Annotated in this window: 19 protein-coding genes, 2 pseudogenes and 2 riboswitches; of the genes and pseudogenes, 7 read left to right on the top strand and 14 right to left on the bottom strand. The window is 42.1% G+C overall.

Annotation, left to right across the window (positions count from 1 at the left end; translation table 11 throughout):
• Positions 1–270 precede the first annotated feature (270 nt).
• Together AT864_RS04000 and metE are read right to left on the bottom strand one after the other, a co-directional pair.
• Complete coding sequence (locus tag AT864_RS04000) at positions 271–750, bottom strand: acyl-CoA thioesterase (RefSeq protein ID WP_044741750.1); 480 nt, start codon at positions 748–750, stop codon at positions 271–273.
• Entirely contained in the window at positions 725–3,067 is a 2,343-nt protein-coding gene (gene metE, locus AT864_RS03995) for a 5-methyltetrahydropteroyltriglutamate--homocysteine S-methyltransferase (RefSeq protein ID WP_066146755.1), read from the bottom strand. Before metE ends, AT864_RS04000 begins: the two co-directional genes overlap by 26 nt.
• A gap of 301 nt (positions 3,068–3,368) precedes the next feature.
• A riboswitch (cobalamin riboswitch) is annotated at positions 3,369–3,549 on the bottom strand.
• A gap of 462 nt (positions 3,550–4,011) precedes the next feature.
• Positions 4,012–4,217, top strand: a riboswitch (cobalamin riboswitch).
• 186 nt (positions 4,218–4,403) lie between these two features.
• On the opposite strand from metE, the gene AT864_RS17845 reads away from it, so the two are divergent.
• The 5 genes from AT864_RS17845 to AT864_RS03975 all read left to right on the top strand — a co-directional run bounded on the left by AT864_RS17845 (position 4,404) and on the right by AT864_RS03975 (position 9,206).
• The gene (locus AT864_RS17845; RefSeq protein ID WP_156450492.1) at positions 4,404–4,646 is read left to right on the top strand and encodes a hypothetical protein; all 243 of its coding nucleotides are present in this window, start codon (positions 4,404–4,406) and stop codon (positions 4,644–4,646) included.
• 23 nt (positions 4,647–4,669) lie between these two features.
• Positions 4,670–5,776, top strand: a complete 1,107-nt coding sequence (mmgD, locus tag AT864_RS03990) for a citrate synthase (RefSeq protein WP_082741634.1) — start codon at positions 4,670–4,672, stop codon at positions 5,774–5,776.
• 96 nt (positions 5,777–5,872) lie between these two features.
• Positions 5,873–7,321, top strand: coding sequence for a bifunctional 2-methylcitrate dehydratase/aconitate hydratase (locus AT864_RS03985; RefSeq protein WP_066146747.1), 1,449 nt, complete (start codon positions 5,873–5,875; stop codon positions 7,319–7,321).
• Positions 7,322–7,414: 93 nt separating this feature from the next.
• Positions 7,415–8,359: a methylisocitrate lyase gene (gene prpB / locus AT864_RS03980; protein ID WP_044741782.1), complete on the top strand. Its 945-nt coding sequence runs from the start codon at positions 7,415–7,417 to the stop codon at positions 8,357–8,359.
• A gap of 628 nt (positions 8,360–8,987) precedes the next feature.
• Positions 8,988–9,206, top strand: coding sequence for a hypothetical protein (locus AT864_RS03975; protein WP_044741756.1), 219 nt, complete (start codon positions 8,988–8,990; stop codon positions 9,204–9,206).
• Positions 9,207–9,357: 151 nt separating this feature from the next.
• Here AT864_RS03975 and AT864_RS17440 read toward each other — a convergent pair whose 3' ends face one another.
• The 5 genes from AT864_RS17440 to AT864_RS03950 form a co-directional block, all read right to left on the bottom strand.
• The gene (locus tag AT864_RS17440; protein ID WP_082063435.1) at positions 9,358–9,468 is read right to left on the bottom strand and encodes a methionine/alanine import family NSS transporter small subunit; all 111 of its coding nucleotides are present in this window, start codon (positions 9,466–9,468) and stop codon (positions 9,358–9,360) included.
• 17 nt (positions 9,469–9,485) lie between these two features.
• Positions 9,486–10,979 (bottom strand): sodium-dependent transporter, encoded by a 1,494-nt coding sequence (locus AT864_RS03970; RefSeq protein WP_066146743.1) that lies wholly within the window; start codon positions 10,977–10,979, stop codon positions 9,486–9,488.
• 402 nt (positions 10,980–11,381) lie between these two features.
• Positions 11,382–14,144 (bottom strand): dynamin family protein, encoded by a 2,763-nt coding sequence (locus tag AT864_RS03965; protein WP_066146740.1) that lies wholly within the window; start codon positions 14,142–14,144, stop codon positions 11,382–11,384.
• Between the two features lie 1,237 nt (positions 14,145–15,381).
• Positions 15,382–15,852 carry a CBO0543 family protein gene (locus AT864_RS03955; RefSeq protein ID WP_052660905.1) on the bottom strand — a complete coding sequence of 157 codons (471 nt, stop codon included), beginning with the start codon at positions 15,850–15,852 and terminating at the stop codon, positions 15,382–15,384.
• A gap of 45 nt (positions 15,853–15,897) precedes the next feature.
• Complete coding sequence (locus AT864_RS03950) at positions 15,898–16,371, bottom strand: hypothetical protein (protein ID WP_275900540.1); 474 nt, start codon at positions 16,369–16,371, stop codon at positions 15,898–15,900.
• A 319-nt stretch (positions 16,372–16,690) separates the two neighbouring features.
• On the opposite strand from AT864_RS03950, the gene AT864_RS03945 reads away from it, so the two are divergent.
• Positions 16,691–17,158 (top strand): hypothetical protein, encoded by a 468-nt coding sequence (locus tag AT864_RS03945; RefSeq protein ID WP_066146731.1) that lies wholly within the window; start codon positions 16,691–16,693, stop codon positions 17,156–17,158.
• A gap of 505 nt (positions 17,159–17,663) precedes the next feature.
• Here AT864_RS03945 and AT864_RS03940 read toward each other — a convergent pair.
• The 5 genes and pseudogenes from AT864_RS03940 to AT864_RS03920 form a co-directional block, all read right to left on the bottom strand.
• Entirely contained in the window at positions 17,664–17,996 is a 333-nt protein-coding gene (locus AT864_RS03940) for a DUF3147 family protein (protein WP_044741762.1), read from the bottom strand.
• Positions 17,984–18,409, bottom strand: coding sequence for a MarR family winged helix-turn-helix transcriptional regulator (locus AT864_RS03935; RefSeq protein ID WP_066146727.1), 426 nt, complete (start codon positions 18,407–18,409; stop codon positions 17,984–17,986). The genes AT864_RS03940 and AT864_RS03935 overlap by 13 nt, the downstream gene beginning before the upstream one ends.
• 185 nt (positions 18,410–18,594) lie before the next feature.
• Complete coding sequence (locus tag AT864_RS03930) at positions 18,595–20,049, bottom strand: YdiU family protein (RefSeq protein WP_066146724.1); 1,455 nt, start codon at positions 20,047–20,049, stop codon at positions 18,595–18,597.
• Positions 20,050–20,321: 272 nt separating this feature from the next.
• Positions 20,322–20,789 (bottom strand): annotated as a pseudogene (locus AT864_RS03925) (RNA-guided endonuclease InsQ/TnpB family protein); the annotation flags it as partial.
• Positions 20,790–20,976: 187 nt separating this feature from the next.
• A complete protein-coding gene (locus AT864_RS03920; protein WP_080860161.1) occupies positions 20,977–21,159 on the bottom strand; it encodes a hypothetical protein in 183 nt (60 codons plus the stop codon).
• A gap of 217 nt (positions 21,160–21,376) precedes the next feature.
• Between AT864_RS03920 and AT864_RS03915 the strand changes: the two are divergent.
• A pseudogene (locus AT864_RS03915) lies at positions 21,377–21,961 on the top strand (site-specific integrase); the annotation flags it as partial.
• A gap of 58 nt (positions 21,962–22,019) precedes the next feature.
• Here AT864_RS03915 and rlmD read toward each other — a convergent pair.
• Together rlmD and AT864_RS03905 are read right to left on the bottom strand one after the other, a co-directional pair.
• Complete coding sequence (gene rlmD, locus AT864_RS03910) at positions 22,020–23,396, bottom strand: 23S rRNA (uracil(1939)-C(5))-methyltransferase RlmD (RefSeq protein WP_066146720.1); 1,377 nt, start codon at positions 23,394–23,396, stop codon at positions 22,020–22,022.
• Positions 23,397–23,407: 11 nt separating this feature from the next.
• Entirely contained in the window at positions 23,408–24,274 is an 867-nt protein-coding gene (locus AT864_RS03905) for a DNA-3-methyladenine glycosylase (RefSeq protein WP_066146716.1), read from the bottom strand.
• Positions 24,275–24,317: the final 43 nt, after the last annotated feature.

Below are 24,317 nucleotides of genomic sequence, written 5' to 3'. Positions count from 1 at the left end.
TATATACCCGAAATGAAGTATGTAAAACTGAAAGATGTAGTATCTTGAAAAATCTTCAGATTGTAAAAAAGCATCCCCCGTATCTATGCCAATGTTAACATGTCAATAAGATGATTATCCTCATATAGAGGAAAATGATAAATAACAGAAACTGAGATTTATTTCATAAAACAAAAAGATAGAGCCGAAACGAAATCGGCTCTATTTTGTGCATCCAGATGGGATATAAGGCTATAAACGGTTGACTGCTGAACGACACACCTTTTTCACTTACATTTTCCATCTCTGCTTTCTTTTCTTCCTTAACATATACCGTTCCTCCGCATCCCTGTATTGCTGTTTTTCCTCTTCTGTTTCTGGGATCACGGCTGGCACAGAAGTTGGTTTTCCTGATTCATCTAACGCAACAAATGTTAAATAGGCATGAGCTGTTACTCTCCTTTCTCCTGTCAATAAATTTTCCGCCTCTACTTTCACAAATACTTCCATTGATGTTCGATGGGCCCATGTTACATAGGCCTCTAAATAAATGGCTTCTCCTGCCTTGATCGGAGCAAGAAAATCTACAGAATCGCTTGAAGCTGTCACCACTGGCTTCCGGCAATGCCTCATCGCCGCAATACAAGCAATTTTATCAATATATGCCATAACTTTTCCGCCAAAAATAGTATGATGATGGTTCGTATCTGATGGGAGCACTAAATCGGTTAATAGTGTCCGTGACTCACTTGCTCGTTTTGACTGCGTCATAGCGTTTTCCTTCCTCCCATTCTTTTTTCTCTTCCAGCAATCTCGCACGCACCAACTTGGCAGCAGCCACCATATTTTTTAAAGAGGCTACTGTCTCTTGTTCTTTCCGCGTTTTTAGCCCGCAATCGGGATTGACCCAAAATTGTTCCGGGTTCAAGACTTGCAGAGATCTTTCAATCATTTCCGCCATTTCCGCTACAGACGGAACTCGCGGACTATGAATATCATAAACGCCTAATCCAATTCCTTTCGGATATGTTTCTTTTTCAAAAACAGAAATCATTTCACCATGGCTTCTGGATGTTTCAATTGAAATTACATCTGCATCCATTTGATTGATGACAGGCAGATAAGACGAAAAATCACAATAGCACATATGAGTATGAATTTGCGTCTCATCCTTTACAATGGAAGTGGCTACACGAAACATCCGTACAGCCCACTCTAAATATTCCTGCTTCTTTTCTTCTTTTAGCGGAAGTCCCTCAAGCAAAGCGGGCTCATCCACTTGAATGACTGAAATTCCTGATTCCTCTAGTGCTTTGATTTCGTTTCGCAACGCAAGGGCAATTTGCTCCGCTACTTTATGTCGAGGCAGATCATCACGAACAAATGACCAATTTAAAATAGTGACAGGACCTGTGAGCATTCCTTTAACTATTTTTTCTGTTAACGATTGTGCGTATACACTTTCCTTAACCGTCATCGGCTGCAAAAATTCGACATCGCCGTATATAATCGGCGGGCGAACGCAGCGCGAACCATATGATTGCACCCATCCATTTTCAGTAAAGGCAAAGCCCCCTAATTTTTCGGCGAAAAACTCGACCATATCGGTTCTTTCAAATTCACCGTGCACCAAAACATCTAATCCTATTTTTTCTTGAATATCGATCCATCTCTTAATTTCTGCTTCAATAAAGCGCTCATATTGCGGCTGGCTCCACTCGCCTTTTTTGAGCTTTTGGCGCGCTTTCCGCACTTCTGCTGTCTGTGGAAAACTGCCAATTGTCGTCGTTGGCAATATTGGAAGCTGGCTTATTTCTTGCTGCTTCTTTTGCCGTACCAAATAGGATGATGCTCTCTCAAGCTGCGCCTTCGTTAGGTTCTCGCACTCCTTGTGCACGTTCGCATTATATCTTGAAGCATCCTTTTTCCATAAATGAAGCGCTTGTTGATTTTGAGCATAATAATGAGCGCGCTTTCCTTCGCCATCGATGAATCGTTCTGTTAAATACACAAGCTCCTCCAGCTTTTCATCAGCAAATGCCAGCATCTGCTGCAAGTTCAAAGGCAATGTTTTTTCGTATGTTGTCGTAACAGGGACATGCAGCAAGCTATTTGATGGCTGCAGCCATAACCGTTCAGATGGGACAGAATGCAAAATTTTTTCCACGAGACGGCTGGCTGCCGACAGGTCGGTCCGCCAAATATTGCGTCCATCAATCACCCCTGCCGCTAGCACTTTATCTTCTGGAAAACCGCTCTTCGATAAATGGCGCAAATTTTTCTCTAGGCCATAAACAAAATCAAGGCCAATCCCGCTAACAGGAAGCTTCATTAGTTCTTCATACCAGTCTACTGCCTCAAAGTATGTCTGCAACATCATCTTTAAGTTAGGAGCAGCTTGAGGCAACCGCTCATAAACAGATACAAATTCCTCCATCTCTTTTTTGGTTAAGGAAGTAGCAAGAATGGGTTCATCAATCTGTATCCATTTTACCCCCTCGCGCTCCAGCTCCTTTAGTATTTGCTCATAAAGCGGAAGCAGCAATGATAGAAAATAGGAAAATTGCTTTTCATCATAGCCTTTGGAAAGCTTCATAAACGTATAAGGTCCGATCAAAACAGGCTTTCCTTCAACTCCTAATTTCTCCTTCGCTTCCCGAAAATCCTTTAATGGTTTGTTTTCTGTTATATGCAGGCGGGAGCTTTGTTCCTTGCTCCATTCTGGAACAATGTAATGATAATTGGTGTTAAACCATTTCGTCATTTCGCATGCTGGTGCTTTTTCATTGCCGCGCGCCATCGCGAAATAAACTGAGAGAGGAACCTCTCCCCCCTGATAATCGAAACGTTCAGGAATGAAACCAAACATAGCCGCTGTATCAAGCATATGATCATAAAGGGTAAAGTCGCCAACCGGCACAAGATCAATCCCTATTTCCCGCTGCTTTTTGATATGGTTTAGACGAATGGACTGCATCGTGTCCAAAAAAATTTTTTCGTCTATCTCTCCATTCCAGAAAGATTCTAATGCTTTTTTCCACTCTCGTTTTTCCCCAATACGTGGATAGCCAAGATTGCTTGATTTCATTTCCTCACTCTCTCCTATCATTTTATTTTTATCGTTTTTCCACTCTCTACCTGATCTTTAGGCGGGACTTGCCTGATAGGAAATCTATGTTGTCCATTCGATGGCTCGGTTTCCCGTTCATCCTTCCAGCTGAGTTGCTCTTCTCCTCACATCTCCCCGCATTCACCGCGATTTGACGTCATATTTCTTTTTCCGAATAATAAAAAAGCATTCCTAACGCTCCAACGGAAGCTAGAAATGCCATAAAAAAGGATTAATCCCTTTGTCCATGATGAACACCTCCCTATCCTCCGTAGGTAAAAGCAGTGTTGTCAGAACAGGCAGGTCTCCTGACTTAAGGATCATTGCTTTCCGCTCGCCTTCCCAATCTTTGATCAGTGGCAGTAAAGCGGAAAGCTCCTCTATTACAGTGGCGGGACCGTGCCGGAATCTCACCGGTCTTCCCTTTTCATCCGCAGGGAGCCTTGGACTGGGCCATTTAGTCTTGACTCACCTTTGGAACCTGTTCCCACATTTATTTTCTTGTTCGCCAAGAAAAAAACGCTTCAAACCTCCATTCTAAGCCTGTCATGAAGTATCAGAAAAATTTTACAATAACCCTATCATTCTTCGAAAAAATTGTCAAGGAGATTAAGTCTTCTGATTCATGGCGCAAATCTAATTTCGACAGAAGTCGATCGCTTTTATTAAGATTAACCATTCAAAAAGAGCATTCCAGTTTCAAAGCGTAACAAGTATCAACCAATAAGCTGTAGACCGTGTTGTTCGAATGCTCAACCGTCGAAATCGGAGCATCACCTTCTCATTTTTCATCCTTAAGTTATATCTAGATAACTTTCATGATCGAACACTGTCGGAAGCAGCCCAGGCCACCTGTTAGAAAGTTAAGAATTTTTTTGTTTTCGTCTCAGAAAAAATATGATATAGTGAACTTGAAAATTGAATAACTTTGGTTAGGATCAGGTATCGGTAAGCAAAAGAGCGCTTGACCGGTTTAAAAGGGAAGTTCGGTGCAAATCCGACGCTGTCCCGCAACTGTAAATGGGAGCAACCTGCCAAAACCACTGTTGAATGCTTGACATATCAACGGGAAGGGGCTAGGAAGCGATGAACATAAGCCAGGAGACCTGCCTGATTCGGTCCACACCAAAAACCTACGAGGATAGGGGGTGTTGAGGAAGCGGAAAAAACATATGTTTTTTTGTATATGTTTTTCATAGGGGATCGTATGCGCTTTTTCAGCATCTTCATTTGCGAAGATGCTTTTTTTATTTGCTTCAAGCGCATGTCCATCATTCGAATCGTATTGGAACTTGAGAACGAAAGGACAGACATCATGCACAACACATTCGGAACAAAGCAATATTTTTTGGAAGCGTTTAAGCAAACGGTCATGAACAATTTTACAATACATCCACCCGTTTCTTTAATGGATCTGTACGATCATTATCAATCGGAAATTGCCGTCCGCCTCCCTTTGTCAGAACAGCCATCATGCCGTGCTAATTTGCAGCAAGCATATCAAGAAATACGACAAGAACTTGTTTTCAGCAAGGAGTCGGCCGACGAAAGCAAATGATTTTAAATTAAGGAGGGATCTTTTTGGAATTTCGTCCAGGATTAGAAGAAATCATAGCGGCTGAAACGAAAATTTCATTTCTTGATGTGGAGAATGAAGAAATCGTCATCCGGGGATATGATCTGATCAAGCTTGTAGAAACCAAAACATATACCGAGGCAGCACATCTGCTTATTGAAGGAAAACTACCGTCACAGCCAGAAAAAGAGCGCTTTGAAATGCAGCTTCACACACAAAGAACACTGCCGCAAGAACTGGTGAAAATTTTGAAGCAGCTGCCGCAAACTACCCATCCGATGGATGCACTGCGAACCGGTATTTCCGTTTTAGCCAGCTTTGACCCACATCTCGATGAACGAACAGAAGCGGCTAATAAAGAAAAAGCGATTAAGCTTTTGGCTCAAGTACCTGCCATTATTGCAAGCAGCCATCGCTTGTTGCATAACCAGCCAGTCGTTCCATCGCACCAAGAACTCTCTTACAGCGCCAATTTTCTATATATGCTGACAGGGAAGCAACCAAGCGAGCTGGAAGTGAAAATATTTGACCGTTCGCTCATCGCTTATATTGAACATGAGCTGCCAAACTCGACATTTACAGCGCGGGTCATTTCCTCCACCCACGCCGATTTGTACGGAGCATTGACAGGGGCTGTGTCATCGTTAAAGGGGCATCTTCATGGAGGAGCCAACGAGGCCGTTATGTATATGCTCAAAGAAGCGGAATCGCCAGAAAAATACAAACAGCTGCTCTATCAAAAGCTAGCCAATAAGGAACGAATTATGGGATTTGGTCATCGCGTATACATGAAAAAGATGGATCCACGAGCCTTGCTTATGAAAAAGGCGCTTCAAGAGCTTAGCGAAGTCCGCGGCGACACGACTCTGCTCGAAATGTGCGAGGCGGGAGAAACAATTATGAGAGAAGAAAAAGGACTCTATCCAAATCTAGATTACTATGCTGCTCCTGTCTATTATTTGCTTGGTATTCCAATTGAGCTTTACACACCGATTTTCTTTAGTGCCCGAACCGCCGGCCTTTGCGCCCACGTGATTGAACAGCATAACAATAACCGGCTATACCGCCCTCGCGTCAAATATGTCGGAGAGCGCCACCTGCAAGTGAACTGAAAAAGCAGATTAAACGCTCACCCGAAGAGGAATTGGGGCCAGCAATTCCTCTTCTTTTTATCATAATATAAATGGAGTCTAGAAAGGAAGAGATTCATGAGTGAAGTTTTAATAAAAAATAATGAAAAACAACAAACAGACGAATTGCTTGTTCAAATTGCGGATTATGTTCTTAACGGAAAAATCGAAAGTCATGAAGCATTCGAAACAGCTCGCTATGTCCTATTGGACACGTTAGGCTGCGGCATTCTTGCACTCCGCTATCCGGAATGCACAAAACTGTTAGGCCCCATTGTGCCAGGGACCGTCGTTCCTAACGGCTGCCGCATTCCCGGAACTTCTTTTGTTCTTGATCCCGTCCAAGGTGCATTTAATATCGGCTGCATGATTCGCTGGCTTGACTATAATGATACATGGCTAGCTGCGGAATGGGGACACCCTTCTGATAATCTCGGGGGCATCTTAGCCGCTGCTGATTACGTAAGCCGCCGCAATATTTCGCAAGCAAAAAAGCCGCTGAACATGAGCGATGTGCTGAAAGCGATGATTCAGGCCCATGAAATTCAAGGAGTGCTTGCACTGGAAAATAGTTTAAATCGCGTAGGATTAGACCATGTACTCTTCGTTAAAGTGGCGTCGACAGCTGTTGTCACCAAGCTTTTCGGCGGGGGACGCGAAGAAATAATCAATGCCCTATCGAATGCTTGGCTCGATAACTCCAGCCTGCGTACATATCGTCACGCCCCAAATACAGGATGGCGAAAATCGTGGGCTGCTGGAGATGCAACAAGTCGAGCTGTTCGTCTTGCACTCATGTCTTTAACAGGTGAAATGGGATATCCAACTGCTCTTTCCGCACCAAATTGGGGATTTGAAGATGTGCTATTCAAAGGGCAAAAGTTGAAGCTTGCTCGTTCTCTTGGATCATATGTAATGGAGAATGTTCTTTTCAAAATTTCTTATCCTGCTGAGTTCCATGCCCAAACAGCAGTCGAGTGCGCCATTGAGCTCCATCCTGAAGTGAAGGATCGCCTGGACGAAATTGAGGAGATTATCATTACAACCCATGAATCAGCCATCCGCATTATTGATAAAACCGGGCCATTGCATAATCCTGCCGATCGCGACCATTGCCTTCAATACATCACAGCGGTCGGTCTTATCTACGGAGATTTAACGGCTGATCACTATGAAGACGAAATCGCGAAAGATCCAAGAATCGATGCGCTTCGCGAGAAAATGACCGTTATCGAAAATAAACAATACAGCCGTGACTATCTTGATCCAGAAAAGCGTTCGATTGCTAACGCCGTACAAATTCGCTTTCAGAATGGCAGCGAAACAAGGCAAATCGTCCGCGAATATCCGATCGGACATCGTTTCCGCCGCCAGGAAGCAATCCCTAAGTTATTAGAAAAATACACGAAAAACCTTGAAACACGTTTTCCAAAAAAACAGATTGACCGCATCTTAGACATTTCTCTCGATCAAGACCGGCTCGCAGCTACCCCTGTACATGAATTTGTCGATTTATTTGTCATTTAATCATTTAAAAATACTAAAGCAGGTTTCTCTTGAAGCTAGGAGAAAATGAATGCTTATGCCTTGAAAAATTCATTGGAAAGGGAGGGAGCTCCTTTGGTTTGGATTGTCGAACGTGAATCAACACAACACGAACTTGCCGAACGATTTCGCTATTTAATGAACGCCCCGGAAATTTTGCAAATTCCAGGCGCTCATGACGGAATGGCGGCCCTTATTGCCAGAAAAGTCGGCTTTCAAGCTCTTTATTTATCAGGAGCAGCGTTTACCGCCAGCCGTGGGCTTCCTGATTTAGGCATTATTACTTCAGAAGAAGTGGCACAGCGAGCACGAGAGCTAGTTCGTGCGACCAATTTGCCGTTGCTAGTGGATATTGATACAGGGTTTGGCGGCATTCTTAACACGGCACGCACAGCAAAAGAAATGGTGGAAGCACGTGTGGCTGCCGTGCAAATCGAAGATCAGGAACTGCCAAAAAAATGCGGCCATTTGAATGGTAAGAAGCTCGTTTCTCCAGAAGAGATGGTACAAAAAATTAAAGTGTTGAAGGAAGTAGCCCCTTCACTTGTGGTCGTGGCTCGCACCGATGCGTATGCCGTCGAAGGAATTGAGCAAACGATTGAGCGGACACGCCGATATGCGGAAGCAGGCGCAGATGCCATTTTTCCAGAAGCATTAACAAGCAAAGACGATTTCGCTAAGATGAAACAAGCCATCTCGATTCCGCTGCTCGCAAATATGACAGAATTCGGAAAAACTCCATATTATACTGCTGAAGAATTTGCATCTCTCGGCTATTCTATGGTCATTTATCCGGTCACTTCGCTTCGGGTTGCTGCAAAAGCGTATGAGCGAGTATATGAAGCGATTTTAACAACCGGCACGCAAAAAAACGAGCTTGACCAGATGCAATCACGCAAAGAATTATATGATGTCATTCATTATTACGATTTTGAAGCTCTCGATCAGACCATTGCAAAAACCGTTCTTCCTGATGATGACTTGTCAAATGAAAGAGAAGCTGATCAACGCTACAAATGAACACATGTTTTCCCTGACTCCATAAGTAAAGGCGCACTCTCCTCATGTTCATCACTGATGAGCATGAGGAGAATAAGTTATAGACAAAGTCAATGCTGACTTTGTCTATTGATGCTTTCAAAACGGTTGACAGATAAGCACCACAGCCGAGTGAGGATGCAAACGGAACAAAAGATGTTTATATGAAGGTCGTTTGTCAACAATCTAGCATTTGCGTTTTAGTCCTGCTTCTTGATCGCTTGTCCTCTCCTATTCCTCTATCTTTTTCCTCCATGATTCAATATTTCAAGGTAATAAAAAGAAGCCCTATGCTGATGACCGGAACGCTAATCTATCTAAATGATAGATTTCTCCGTAGCTAGAATTGTAGCTGGATTTATATGTAAAATAACAGGGGTGTTGATGATCCAGTAAAAACCTATTGACATTGCTTGATTCCTAGCCTTTCTGTCGTAGTCGGCAAGCGAATGGCTCATCAACACTTGTGATAAAATAATATTGAATCTTTTGGCCTTATACAGAACCACCCCAGCATCAAATCGTACGAATAGAAGATGAATCCTTGCCAAGCACTGAAACGTACTGCATACATAAGGGAAAGATAAGAAAAAAACGGAGGTGAAAAAGGATGAAGCCCGACGTCAAAGAAAAAATAAAAAATTGGTTATTAGTGATTATGATTTCAGCACTTGTCGGTTCATTTTTATTGTTCTTTTTAGGCTATTATCGGACAGGGTTAGCTGTTGGAGCCGTGTTTATGTTTCTTTCCCTGTTTTTGGGACAATGGTATTCCGCTAAAAGGGTAGATGATTTATATCATTCCGAATACAAAAGAAACAAAAGATAACGAGCCATTTTCGATCTACTCAACGATATACATCCATAGAAATAATCTCTTCCTTATCTAAAGCTTTTGCTGTCCGCGATCGCTTCTATACAAAGCAAAAAGGACAGAGAGCGTTTTTCTCCCTGTCCTTTAAAACATATATAATGACGTTTCAAGCTTTACTTTCTCTTGCTTTTTTTACAGCATGCGTAATGCTTGCTGCAAGTCCTCCCCAAATCACTACAATTCCCACGATCATCATGACTATGGCACTTGTTTCCATGTATTGAAACCTCCTCCCTAGTCTACTTTAGATGTTGCCCCTGCAGGCCACCGTTTTGCTGAAAACATCCATCCAACAAGTACGACCAGAGCCGCAACAATCCAACCAAACACTGTCACAAACCAAGTTTCATAACCGCCATAGTCTTCCGCAATGTTCGTTCGAATATTATCAAACATCATGTAGCCTAGCACAAGCGGTGTAATGACACTTAAGCAAATTTTCCACCAAGCTCCTAACATAATATCTGAAATAGCGTTAGCATGCGTTTGCAAATGATTCAGTTCACGCACAATCCATGCAATGAAAATGACCTCAACCAATCCTGCTAAGGCAACCCCGAAAGTATTAATAAAGTAGTCAATTGTATCAAGGAAATAAAGCCCGCCTTTAGAAGCAAACAAAATCGACAAAATAGCGGCCAAGCCCCCGCCTATCGCTACTGCTTTATGACGGGAAACGCCAAACTTTTCTTGAATTCCTGCCACATACGTTTCTGAAATCGAAATCAGCGAAGTTAATCCTGCTAATGTTAATGATAAAAAGAATAGAACGCCAAAAAACTGATTAAATGCCGGAAACTCATTGATAATTTGCGGGAAGACAACAAACGCCAGACCGACGCCGCCAGAAACGACCTCTTCCACAGTTTTTCCTTGCTGCTGTGCTAAGAAGCCCAACACACTAAAGACTCCGATTCCTGCCAGCAACTCAAAGCTGGAGTTGGCAAATCCTGTAATAAAAGCATTGTTTGTCAAATCTGACTTCTTTGGAAGATAGCTTGAATAAGTAATCATAATGGCAAATGCAATAGATAAACTAAAGAAAATTTGGCTGTAAGCAGCGATCCAAACTTTCCCATCCATAATTCGATCCCAGTTTGGCTTGAAAAATGTATTTAGCCCTGTTGCTGCTCCATCCAATGTCACTGCTCGAATGACAATAATTAAAAATAACACGACTAATGTGGGAAGAAAAATCTTATTTGCTGTTTCAATCCCCTTCTTAACTCCATTAAATAAAACGATAAGCGTAACCGCCCAAACAAGAATTAATGGAATAAAAACACCTGGAACAATTCCGCCAAACTGTCCTGGGGTCCCCACAAGCTTCAAATAGTCTCCAAATAAGAATTTCTCCGTATCGCTTCCCCATTTTAAATTAAATGAAAACACAGTATAGGACATCGCCCAAGCGATGATCACTGCATAATACGTAGAAATAACAAAAGAAATGAGTACTTGCCACCAACCAATCCATTCGGCCTTTTTGTTGATTCTTAAAAAAGATAAAGGCGCAGAACCGCGATACTTATGACCAATCGTAAACTCTAGAACAAGAATAGGAATCCCTGCTGTCAGTAGAGCGAATAGATAGGGAAGAAAAAACGCTCCGCCACCATTTTCGTAAGCAACAGCAGGAAATCTCCAAATATTCCCCAATCCAATAGCAGATCCTGCAGCAGCTAAAATAAATCCAGCGCGTGTCCCCCATTGCTGTCGATTTTCCATGCCAATAGCCCTCCTTTAATTCGTTAGTTTTTTGGCTGAACACCCTCTCTTTTTGCCATCTCCAACAAAAATCAATCTGAATTAATAGTTTTTTCAGATTTTTTAAATTATATAAAAATTATACTCTTTTCTATTATCACTGTCAAAATAATATTTCAGAAAATATACTTTAATCAGTATATTCTGGATGCGACTTGACACATTCTTTTCATCATCATGGAATTTGAATTGTTTTTTACGTTTAGGCAGCGAACAATGCTATCTTAAACTCAAAAATATTAAAAAGAATCAATTGTATTATCTATAAAAATGTATAAATATAATATTTTGTTTAAAATAATAAATCGTCGATTCCCTTGCTGAGAATCGACGATTGGAATCAGACACAATCATCCAGTTGTTTTAGCTCGACTTGGTTACGCTTGAAAAGCCCCTGTTTGCTGATACGACCATCCATTCATACTGGCGCAGCTTGACAGCAAATAACGTGAGCGGATCATGATACATTTCTGGATTTGTTTTCATCTTTTCTAAATCTTTTTCTTTTTTATAAATCTCTGTTTTCATTTCATCCACTGTCTGATTGAGCGCAGCAAACGATTTACGGAAGAAAATAGAAATATCGCGCTCAAGCGTTTTTTCAAACAGCTCGAACTGCAGAAGCAGCTGCTTGATAATGGATTCTGTCACATCGATATAATCCTCATTTTCAACAAATTGTTTATATCTATTATATAACATGAGATTATTTTGCTGGAATACTCCAAACAATTTTCCGGCGCCTTTCAATAATATTTGATATGGGGTACGGCGCAGAAAAATATTCACTTTTTCCAGCTCTACACTGCTCGTCATTCGATCAGCATCACGCTGCCAGTCATCAAGCACTCTAAAATCGCATAGCAGCTGAAGCCGTTCTTCACCAAACAGTTTATTAAATCCTTCGCCCATTTCATGGAGGAACGCTTGGCAATCGTTCAGTTCATCATTCGCTGTGTCAATCCAATCTTGCAACAAACGATACAGCTTCGGCAACACGCGTTCATGTACATGAGCGTCGATTCTTCGATTCATTTCATCATTTAATTCTAAATGAATGCTGCGGAAATCGCTGTCTTCTTGAATCATCTCAGAGCATCCGCGCAAAATCTCCGGAATCTTCTCCGTTAAATCTTCCTTGACTTCCGCTAATACTTTATCGAAGGTCCTTGTAATCGTCCGCACTTTTTCATTTTTTAAATCCGCCAACTGATTGATCGCACCGCTTAGCTTTGCCACCATCTCTTCATTCCAGCGAATGGAGTCCGCTAATTTTTCCTCCATTTCCGTCCATTTACTCAATAAATGATGAATAAACTGTCGGGTAAATATTAGCATCTTTTCGACCCTGTCCGCTTCTGTAACGCCATGGTTCAGGCTTCTAAAAAATTCGTGAATCTCATGCTGCTGCTTCCGGCTTCTTAAATAAGAGGAATAGGCCAATACCTTTGCGTTCGGAAAATAAGCCTGCACCCTTGAGCGTGTCTCCTCTAAAATGGCAGCTGCTTCATGCTCATCATAAATTTCATCCATTTTGTTTACTAGAAAATGCACAGGAAGATGCGGCGCGCACTCCCGAATATACATAAGAATTTCTTGTTCATTTTCAGTAAACGGATCATTCACATCCAATACAAATAAAACGCTATCCGCTAAGTGCAAATAGTTTTCTACCGCTTCTTCCAGTCGGCTTCGATGATTAAATCCAGGTGTATCAATAAGCGCCAGGCGATTCTCTTGTAAAATAGGCGCTGGCAGTGAAAACTCCATAATGGAGCTGTTCATTTGCTTGTTCAGTCGTCTATCAATCGCTTCCTGAAACTCGTGAAAGTTTAAAGTAATTAACTCATCATCTGATACCTTTCGAATCTCCGTTTCTTCTCCTCCTCTAAAGACAATAATAGAAGAGGTCGGAGCCGTTAAAATATTTTCGCCAAGAAGTGAATTGACAAACGCAGATTTGCCGTTTCCTGAAGCTCCCGCTACAAAAACACGGTATGTCTGCAAATCCATCAATTCCTGCATCAGCCATCTATAGCGGTAGCCACGGTCTGCCTTCTGCGACTCCGCCCATCTAATAATGGAATTAAATAATTCAAGGCTGTATTCTAAGCCGTCAAATTCATTTTTCGCTTGAAAGATAAGATCTTCGGCCTCGCGGACAATCTCGTCATTTAAGCTGTTCGGAAATTTCTCACTCCATGCCAGCACAGCCGCAGAAGCAAACAAAACATAGGAATGATTGGCGATTTTGATCCAGTTTGTTAAAAGATTAGGGATAAAATTCTCCACATCTCTTAATAAGTAAGCTCCGCTAATTAATTCAAAATACGTATCCTGATACAGTTCGGATAATCTTTTCCACGATTGCTTGCGGTTCGCTCCTAAATGAAAGAATAACTCATTAAATTCCTGAAGCCATGAAAAATAGGCCCGATCATTTTGATAATGAGTCCATAGCGCTTCCGCCAGCTGTTCAAATCTTCCTTGATCCAATTCATACAATACAGCTAAGCACTTTAAAAAATACGATGGCTCGAAAAGCTTTGTATAGCCGCGTTCTGCATAATCGATTAACATATCAAACCAACGCTGCGACTCTGTCCGAATGGCCTCATTTGCCGCCAACTCGATTGCGCTTTTCCAATCTCGATGCTTTTCGAAAAAGCTACGAGCCATTTCGGTCACATCTCCATAATCCGGATGAAACGCTACCGCTTGTTTAATAATTTGATCCGCTTTCTCCATATTGCTTTGATCGATATACAATGAAAACAGCTGCAGCAACACCTCTGCTTGCAAAACGGCGCTTTCTGCTTCAATAGATTTATAAATCTCTTCAGCCATCGACAGCTGTCCAAGCTCATAATAACAATCAGCAATGTTTTTCTTCGCCCACGGCTCTAAGTCGTTGTGGGTATTTTCCCATTTAAAAATCGCCGCTTCATAATCCTTTTTGTGAAAATATACCTCTCCTTGGGCAAAACGAATGGCCGAGATATCAGCTGTACCGTCTTTATATCCTTCAAGAAATGCCTCTCCAAGTAAATGAACGGGATCCTTCTCTCCCGCCGTCATAAATGTTTCATAAAATGTTTTTTTGATCAGTTGATTCTCCAACATCATTCTTATCCCCCGATCTCTATATTTCATTGTCTATCATTCTTATAGACGATATCATCTTCATGTGAGGCATGATGATGAACGATGACAACAATTTATATGCTTAGGCTCCCGATCACATCATATATTGAAAATATACGGCAATATAATGGCGCTTGTATTCCTTTGATCGAATACCAATAGCCGAATGTTCACCAAGATATAGGTGATAACAAAAAGCTTACGGAACACGAATGATCCAATCAGTATTTGTTGCTACGCCAGCAAAATTTTATCGAACAGAATAGAATCTTTGATTCTCTGTTATCGTCATTTTCCCATATCTATTTAATATATTAGATGAAAAAAGTGAAATACCTTTTCTTTTTTACTCTTTCCTAACTTCATCGGTTTCCTTTGCGATTCTAGCAGTCTGATCATCAACACGCATCATTCTCTTTCCGTCCACAGTATTCTAGCAGACTTACATTTTCATAAGGTTTCAAATTGCTTTCATTTATGATACAGATTTTTATCACGATGTAAAAAACAATCCAGTTTTCGGAAAAATAGATCCCATATAGAGGCCCATAACTAAAAATTTCATCAACAACAGAAAAATGGAAATCACACTTTGCAGAATTCTCTCTACCTCCTTCCTATAAATTAAATAAATGGAATCAGGTGTGTTGATGATCCAATACCCCCCATTGACATTGCTTGGTTCCCCGCTTTTCTGCTGTAGTCGGCAAGCTAGATTGCATGCCCTCCTCGAACAAGAACGCTGGCGTCTAGCTCATTCATTCCATGTTTTTAGTAAAATAACGGATTATTAACACTTGTGAAATGGAATATTTTTAGGATATCGTATCGTTTTTCGTCCAATCACTGGATCGAATCATAAACCGTTTCCTGAGCTATAGATAGCTCTGAAAGCAGCGTTGCTTTGAGCTTCTGTAGCGTGTGAACGCGTGACAAAAACTCTTCCAGTGATTTGTCTCCAGTTGCCAAAAGATCATTTATTTGATCTCCAATATACCCTATGGCATGATAGAGCATGATGATCGATATCACTTGCCCCCTCAACCTTTGATCCCATATGTGCGAGCATTGATCATCCGCTTTCGCCGGTCGAAAGACAAGTCAGTGACTTGTTTTCCGACCGCGAGCTTTAGCAGATACCGTTTATTCATCAGGTATATAGAACGAGGACAATAAATGGGGCCATTTTCTCTAGCGCTACGAGTCTTCAATATGTATATCATGATTTTGGTGAGATCATGTCAGCTTTGCTTAGCCTGCGGAAGAAAGAAACTTGAAGAATAAGCATTCCATATAAAAAAGGATAGGAGATCGCTGAATACCATAAATTCCAATGATGATGATATAAAAAACCGACACGTACCGCTAACCATTCATAAAAAGTGGAAAAAATGCTCCAGCCCAACAGATATAAGCTTTTTTTCTTCCATGTTCCATCGTAAGGATACCAGTTAATAATGAGCATGGAAGCGGCAGGATATATTCCGAATAAAACCAATAACGTTTTGGCTTCGATCATAAAAGGATAGAAAAAACCATACAGATCATATTTTTCGGCAAATCGGTCGACGATCTCTGAAGTAAACAATGCAAATAAAATGCAGCTATAATATTCAATGCGCATTAATTTCTTTTTCATCATAATCGCAATAAGATTAAATACAATAATGGAAAAATAAAGAATCCACAATCAAAACCACTCCTACCATTTATTCTGCATTCTTTCTTATATTCTTTATGGTTTGTAGCTTTCCACTCTGCATATCCATTGATAATATTTTAAAATCAGTATGAGCAAAAAAGGATAGCTCAATGCAGAATAGGTTAAATTCCACCAGCCGTAACGCAAATAACCCCACGGTTCCGGCAATAAAGCACTCGCTTCGTATAAAACGATCAGAATCCAAAAACTTATAAAACAAACAACGCGTTTGGATAACGAATCTCTAAAAGGATACCAGCTTAAGAAGAGCATATTGACAGCTGGGATCAGCACTACTCTTGCAGGAAATGACTCCCATTTAATCTCTTTTGTAAAATACCAATACGCTTCGTATTTGGTGCTTAAATACAAATCGACAATATTCTGAATCGCAATCGTAAAAGTCCAAATGTGTATGATTTGATTTTTTGTCAAGCGTTTATTTGTCATAAAAGCCGTACAATTAAACAAAAGAGCGGCAACAACTAATCCCAACACTCTATTCATCCTTTTTCTTTTTATTAACAGTTTCATCCTCTCTTGTGCAATTTATGCGAAAACTTGAGACAAACCGATGATTCAAGCTTTATAAACCCGCGATGCTAGTTGACAGTTACATACAACAATATATAGCCTCTTCCGACCTTCCCGTGTTAGCGTTTTCACATATCGTTTTTAATAGAATCCAATGACCACAACTATGATGGACATACTACCTAATGAGAATAAAAACTTTTCTTTATTTTTGTCGAATGGATTTATAAAATAAATAAAACTTGTCCAAAATCCTAATATAGATACCTTTTGAAAAGAGGAGCAAAAATATATGTTCAATCAAACCCTTCTTTGGATTTCGTTTATTTTTCCTTGGTTTCTGCTGCTATTTTTTCATAAACAAAAAATTAAACGATTTATGGCAACCGGCTTTCTTTGTGCGTTAATCATGACGATCATTTTTCAATTGGGCGAAAGGCTCCATTGGTGGACTGTCAAAGAAACCATTTTTCCTCTCACACATCTAACGCCGATGATTTACAGTTTCTATGTGGTTGCTCCCATCATTGTTTTGTATTTTACTTTCGGAAACTTTTGGTTTTACATGCTTGTCAATGCGGTGATGGATATCATCTATGCTGTCGGTCTCATGAAATGGTACGAATATCTAGGGATTATGGAGTACCACAATATCAACGACTTCTCAAGATTTTTGATTCTTCAAGCCGTCGCTATTCTTATTTACTGGTTTCAAAAATGGCATGACTCTTCCTCCCTTAGCGGTTCTCCCTACGCCTAATCATAACGGAGGATTCGCCAGACTAGATCAACGGAGCATCTCTGGATAGAATGGCAGCAGACGGTTTCGAAGGTCATGTCAAAAATAGGCATACACTTCCTTCTTCATGTAGGCGTGTGGCAAAGGCCTGAACAACACGTCCCCATGCAAGTCGGAGTGTTGTTTAGGCACTCGACCAGCGAAAAAATCATATAAAGCGACAAATGTTGAACGGCCAAGCTTTTCTCTGTAGTGGGAATGTTGCTTTGCGGTTGATTCACTCAAGGAATGACAGGATAGATGGACTACCAATGATAGGATACCTCTCCCACCTCTTAGCGGAGTGGAAATGGAGGAAATAGCTTTGCTTTAAGATTCCAGACCTTGACAGAACAATAACCGCCCCCTTTTCAACAGGGGGACGGTTATTGCTTGTTTATTTCTTCTTTATCACTTGTAATCACAGACTTCTTGAAAGAAAAGGCTTCATTCAGCATAAGATTAAAACCTAACCACCAGCACTGCGCTAGGAATGGGCCATTAGCTTTTGAATCGCTAAAAAGAGGCTCCAGGCCGCTACTCCTAATCCAATGGACAAAGCCAGTGGAAATGAAGCTCTCAAGGATAAAGCGACTATTAATAATAAACAAGCAGTCGCTGGAAGCCCCCATAAAACACCGAACGCAAACTCACTTAAACGCTTTGTTGGTTCACCTTGAACATAAAGCCAGCATAAGCTTAATAAACTGACTAACGGCAGTGCTGCTATAGCTCCGCCAAATGTAGGGAATCTTCTCGCCACTTCCGTTACAATCCCGATCATGATGGCAGAAATCACAATTTTCACTAACGAAAACATTTTTCTACCTCCTCACTCAACATCGAAAAAGCCTTCCGTATCATTTCTAAGTCGGATGAACTAAAATTCTCTAATACTTTTCTTAGTTTGTCTCGATCAAGCCGAGTATGCCGATACAGCACGCGTCTCCCTTCTTCCGTTAAAGCCACAAACACTTTTCGTTCGTCTCTACTGCTTCTTTGTTTTGTTACAAACCCTTTTTGAATCAGCCTTTTTGTATGCTCAGAAGCGGTATTATGAGATATATGGAGATGTTCCGCCAAGTCTCCGATCGTCGCTTCCCCATTTTTTTCAATGTACTGAAGCAATCGAACCGCTTGATGAGTAAGCGGCTCTTCGTGAACGTAGTGCAGTAAATAATAAATATTTGTCCATTGTTCATTCATCGCTTCAATCATGTCATCCAATGACATTCAACATCCCCCCTCCTTTTATATCATATTATACGATATATTCTTAAAAAAAGACATATAAAAATCGTTACGCATAAAAAACGGGCCAAAAAGTAATAAACTGAGGGAATGAATGATCACTTTAACAAAAAATGAGAGCTCGAAACCGATCTCTCATCAACCACTTGCTTATTGAAGATTTTCCATTACGTCCCACAAAACGTCCGATAAGGGCGATCGGACGGCGGAGGCAGTTGGGCATACTCATTTTGTTCCGAAGAATAAGCATAAGGATCGGAAAGAGCATGAAGCAGCCGCTCCATTACGCTGTAGTCCCCATGCTCAACCGCCGCTTCTAATGCTTCTTCAACCCGATGATTGCGCGGAATGATCGCCGGGTTGCTGTTGCGCATTAACTCATATACTTCTTCTTTTGCGTGCGGCTGTCTTTTAAGCCTTGCTTGCCACTTCTCATGCCAAGCGCGAAATTCTTTTGCGCAAAATAGCGGCATTCCTTCAAGCTGCCCCAGTGTCAATGATCGAAATGTATTCGTGTAATCCGCCTGATGTGTTTGCATCAGCTGCAATAGCTCGGTCATAAGAGCGGCGTCTTGCTCCTCCTCTGTGTACAGGCCAAGCTTCGCCCGCATTCCCGTGAGCCAATGCTGCTGATACAGGTTAGGAAATGCCGAAAGCGCCGCTTCAGCCGACTCGACGGCCTGTTCCTCCTCCTCATGCAATAACGGCAATAAACTCTCCGCCAGCCTTGCTAAATTCCAGCCGCCGATATATGGCTGGTGGCCGTATGCATAACGGCCTTGCGTATCAATCGAGCTAAACACCGTTGCTAAGTCATAGGTGTCCATAAAGGCACAAGGGCCATAATCTATCGTCTCGCCGCTGATCGTCATATTGTCCGTATTCATCACCCCATGCACAAAACCGACTAATTGCCACTTGGCAATCAGCTCGGCCTGACGCTTGATGACTTCCTCAAGCAAGAACAGATAACGGTTAGGCGCCGTCTCAAAGTTCGGAAAGTGCCGTTCCAGTGCATAGTCAGCCAACGTTCGAAGCTCTTCAACCGTTCCCCAATTGGCCGCATATTGAAACGTTCCGACGCGCAAATGGCTCGAAGCAACCCGGGTTAAAATCGCTCCCGGTAATTCGGTCTCGCGAAAAATGGTCTCACCCGTTGTCACAACGGCTAAGCTGCGCGTAGTCGGGATGCCAAGGGCATGCATCGCCTCGCTAATGATATACTCTCTAAGCATGGGGCCAAGCGCCGCACGCCCATCCCCGCCACGGGAATATGGTGTCCGCCCTGAACCTTTGAGCTGAATATCCAATCGTTCGCCCTGAGGCGTGATTTGCTCCCCAAGCAAAATCGCTCTTCCATCCCCTAACATCGTAAAATAGCCGAATTGATGCCCCGCATAGGCTTGCGCGAGAGGCTCCGCTCCCTCTGGAACCTGGTTTCCGGCAAGTACGGCGACTCCTTCCTCACTTGCAAGCGCTTCATCATTTAATCCGAGCGAAACAGCTAATGGGCGATTCAGTATAACCAGCTCCGGAGAACCAACAGGAGTCGGAAGAAGCTTGCTGAAGAAACGATTGGGCAAGCGCGCGTAGCTATTATCAAAATTCCATCCCTCGTTCAATCATCTCATCTCCTTTTGCGGCAGATCGATGCCGCGGTTCGTTAAGCTTATTTTACGTTTGTTATGATGATTATATAAAGAAAAAATGTCTATTTCTTCTTTCGTGAATTAGAAGATAAATCGTTCATTTTCTATGCTCAACCTATGCTATAAGTGAACTCCCCACCACTTATCAACCTTACGATTTGATTGAAGTGGGGGCTTCTCGGGTAATCCCGTCTAGTGACAGGAAATGGACCGAGCGAATCTTCTCGTTCCAAGAGTTATATTTTTTATGCTAACACCAGTAAGCGTAATCCTTCGTTTTTAATACTGATCGCTGAATTGTGATCTCGATCTAATACAGCGCCGCAAGAACACTTGTACACACGTTCGGATAACGGCATTTCTTTTTCTTTACCGCAACAAGAACACTTTTTCGTTGAAGGGAACCACTTATCGATTTTAATCAGTTGTTTTCCTCGCTCTTTTATTTTGTATTCTAAAAATTTTGTGAACATACCCCAACCGTTATCATGAACGCTTTTCCCGGAATGAAGGGCTTGAGACATCCCTTTCATGTCCAAGTCCTCAATGATCACAGCATCGTAAGTTATGACTAATTCTTTTGACTTGTGATGAAGAAAGTTCATTCGTTGATTTGCTACTTTTTCATGTAGTTTAGCCACTTTTAAGCGTTGTTTTCCCCAGCGTGCAGAACCTTTCTTTCTCCGCGAAAGAATCCGTTGTGCCTTTGCTATATTGTATCGCCAATGGCAGTGATTATAAAAAACAAAGCCGATTTCGCTAATTACATTATTTACCACTCCAATACCAATAGGAATTTATGTTGATGATATATCTTTTCCTGTCACCTTTGCTTCTCGGTTATCATGGTCAAATGCTGTAAAAACAAAGCGACCTTCGCATATAGGTCGCCCAATAAAATCAAATACTTTCTTTTGTCTTTTTCATATACCGCAGCAAAATAGCCGTGCCTGCCATATTCATGATAATGCTTGCCCCAAGTAAAACCGACCATAGTATGGTAGGCATCGATAAAGTTAATGATAGCATGAAGAAAATAAAGCCCATCAACACACAAATAAGCCCTTGAAGCAGTTTAGACAAGTGAATGATCCCCCTTTTTTTAATTTTATTTTATCACACATTCGCCTCATCATTATGAAATATTGTTAAAAATTACTTATAATGGTATAATGAACTGAACAACTTTTATATTACTTTCTTTCTTCATAAATAGATTCTGTCCTAAATGGCTGCTGCAGGATTCCCTGCACTTGATTGAGATATTACTCAATGAATGATAAAGGCCCATTCATCATGTTTCGCTAAATTAGAAAACATCATATACTATACCGCCTTCTTAACAGCAGCCTACACCGGAATACGCCGGGGTGAGCTTTTAGGGCTGAAATGGCAGGACATTGATTTTGAACATGCACGAATTCATATTCAACGAAATTTAATTTATGACGAAGACGGATTTCGATTTGAGAACTTGAAAACAGAAGCTTCCCAGCGCATCATTGCGATAGATGATTTTCTCTTAAAAGGATTGAAACGATATAAAGCCAAACAAGCTGAGATTAAATTGATCGTGGGAAATCAATATGAAGATAACGACCTTGTCTTTGCACGTGAAACAGGAAAACCGATTTTCCCGCGCACCTTAACGGATGTGTTTAACCGGGGGATCAAAGCAGCCGGAGTAAAGAAAATCTGATTCCATGACTTAAGACATACTCATGCTACATTGCTTCTCGAAGCAGGAGCCGGACTAAAGGAGGTTCAAGATCGACTTGGACATGCTTCTATCAAAACAACTGGCGATATTTATGCTCATGTAACGAAAGAAATTGCAGAAAAAACCGCACATTTGTTTGGAGATTTTATAAGAAAAAACGGCTAAGTGGCACAAATGTGGTCAAAATGTGGTCAAATACCACTTAGCCTTCTTCAAAATCCCTTTATTTCAAGGTTAGTTTCGCCACACACTCCACATGCGCGGTGTGCGGGAACATGTCGACGGGCTGGATGTAGTCGACTTGATACGTTTTGGATAGCCGGTCAATGTCGCGCGCGAGGCTTGATGGGTTACAGGAGACGTAGACGATTTTGGATGGCTTGACCTGAAGAATGGTGCGCAATAAAGCTTCGTCACAGCCGGTGCGCGGCGGGTCGACGATCACCACATCGGGGCGCCAGCCTTCTTTCACCCACTTTGGCAGAATATGTTCTGCTTTTCCGACCGTATATATCGCGTGGTGAAATCCATGGCGCGCAGCGTTTTTGCGTGCATCCTCAATCGCTTCACGAATCGTGTCCATTCCGCGCACTTCCCCGGCATCTTTCGCGAGCCAAAGCCCGATCGTCCCGACACCGCAATATGCATCAACCACTTTTTCGTGTCCTGTCAGCCTTGCTGCTTTTTTCACTTCATCATAGAGCTTGACGGTTTGCACAGGATTCAATTGAAAAAAAGCGCGAGCCGAGAGCTCGAATGAAAGATCGCCAAGCACCTCTTGAATGTACTCTTCCCCTTCAAGCAAAAATGTCTCTTCGCCAAAAATAAGCGATGTTTTCTGGCCGTTCACGTTTTGCATGATCGACTTCACCTCCGGAAGCCGGCGCTGAATCTCTGAAATCAGCAGCTCTTTCCGTGGCAGTTCTTTTTTGGCGGTAATGAACACAAGCTGCACTTCTTTTGTGTGAAAGCCAACTCTGGCAACAATGGTGCGCACAATTCCCGTCCGTTTCCGCTCGTTGTAAATCGGGATGCGTAAATCCTCTAAAATCGTTTTGACGATCGCCGTTACTCGATTTGTAGCTTGATGCTGGATGACGCATTCCGCGATATCAATTAATTGATGGGAGCCCATTCCATACAGACCAGCAATGACGTTTTCATTCCGCTTTCCGACTTGAAATTGGCTTTTATTGCGGTAATGCCATGGGTCTTCCATGCCGATGGACGGCTTGATCTCCAACGCTTCTACAGGAATGCGGCAGTGCCGTTCAAACGCTTGGATGACAATATCACGCTTCGCCTCAAGCTGCGCTTGATAATCGAAATGCTGAAGCTGGCAACCGCCGCACTGCTCGTAAACGGGACAACGCGGGGTGACGCGATGAGCGGATGATTTGCGTATTTTTTTAATCTTCGCCTCAGCGTATTTTGGATGAATAGTTGTCGCCTCTACCACGACCTCTTCTCCTGGAAGCGCTCCTGGCACAAAAACAACCTGCTTTTTAAAATAACCGACTCCTTCCCCATTGATGCCAAGCCGCTTAATCGTCAACGGAAATTGTTGTCCTTTCTGAATGGTAATCGCTGTTTTCCCCATGCTTTCAACTCCTATTCGATGCTTCTCCATAAATACAGCGAGGCATAGCTTAAATACGGCTCCCATTTTTGAGCAAGTGCCTCCATTTGCTCTGGAGAAGGCTTGGTTTCTAAGTGAAGTAATTTTTGAATGGCTCGCTGCAGCCCGATATCGGCTTTTGGAAACAGATTAGGGCGTCCAAGTCCAAACAAAAGAAAATTTTGCACTGTCCATGGACCAATGCCGCGAATCGGGAGCAGCATTTTGGCCACTTCCGCGTCCTCCGCATGCTGCAGTTCGCCCAAGCGCAGCTTCCCTTCCACCATCAGCCGCGATGTATGGATGATGTATTCCGCCTTTTTACCGCTGAGCTGCAATGACCGCAGATCATCATAATGAAGCGCGGCAATTTCCTCGGGCCGCGGATAAAACCAGATTCCCTCTCTTTCCGTTCCAAAAGCTTTCACAAACCGCTCGGTTAAACGATAGGCCACTTTTAAATGAAGCTGTTGGTGAATAAAGCACTTCATCAGACAAAAATAAAGGTCGAAGTCCAAAATGAGCGGTGTTCCTTCATGCTCAAGAAACAGCTCGCGCAATTCTGTTTGCAAAAAATGTTGGTGAATCGGCGCAAGCGGCACATTCCATTGAAAAATATCGGAAATTCTTTTGACAATTTCCTCCTTCAGCTCTTCGTGTTCCGCTTTAACCAAAAACGCCGGATTGCTTTTATCACCGATGCTTTGTACGAAAACCGCCACTGGAACATCACGGATATAAAGCGGTACAGCCAGTCGCTGTCGTTCAACATCGGCCACTGTGAGAGGGTCTAGCGTCAACCTTTCCAATACGCGTGAAAAATCATAAGGAGCGCTTACTTTTATGTGTTGCTGCCACATGTCCGTTCCTTCCTTTTTTCTTTCATTATACGAAACAAAACCC

Origin of the sequence: Anoxybacillus sp. P3H1B (genome assembly GCF_001560855.1) — a bacterium.
GTDB classification, from domain to species: domain Bacteria; phylum Bacillota; class Bacilli; order Bacillales; family Anoxybacillaceae; genus Anoxybacteroides; species Anoxybacteroides rupiense.
This window is presented reverse-complemented; position numbering and strand designations above follow the sequence as displayed.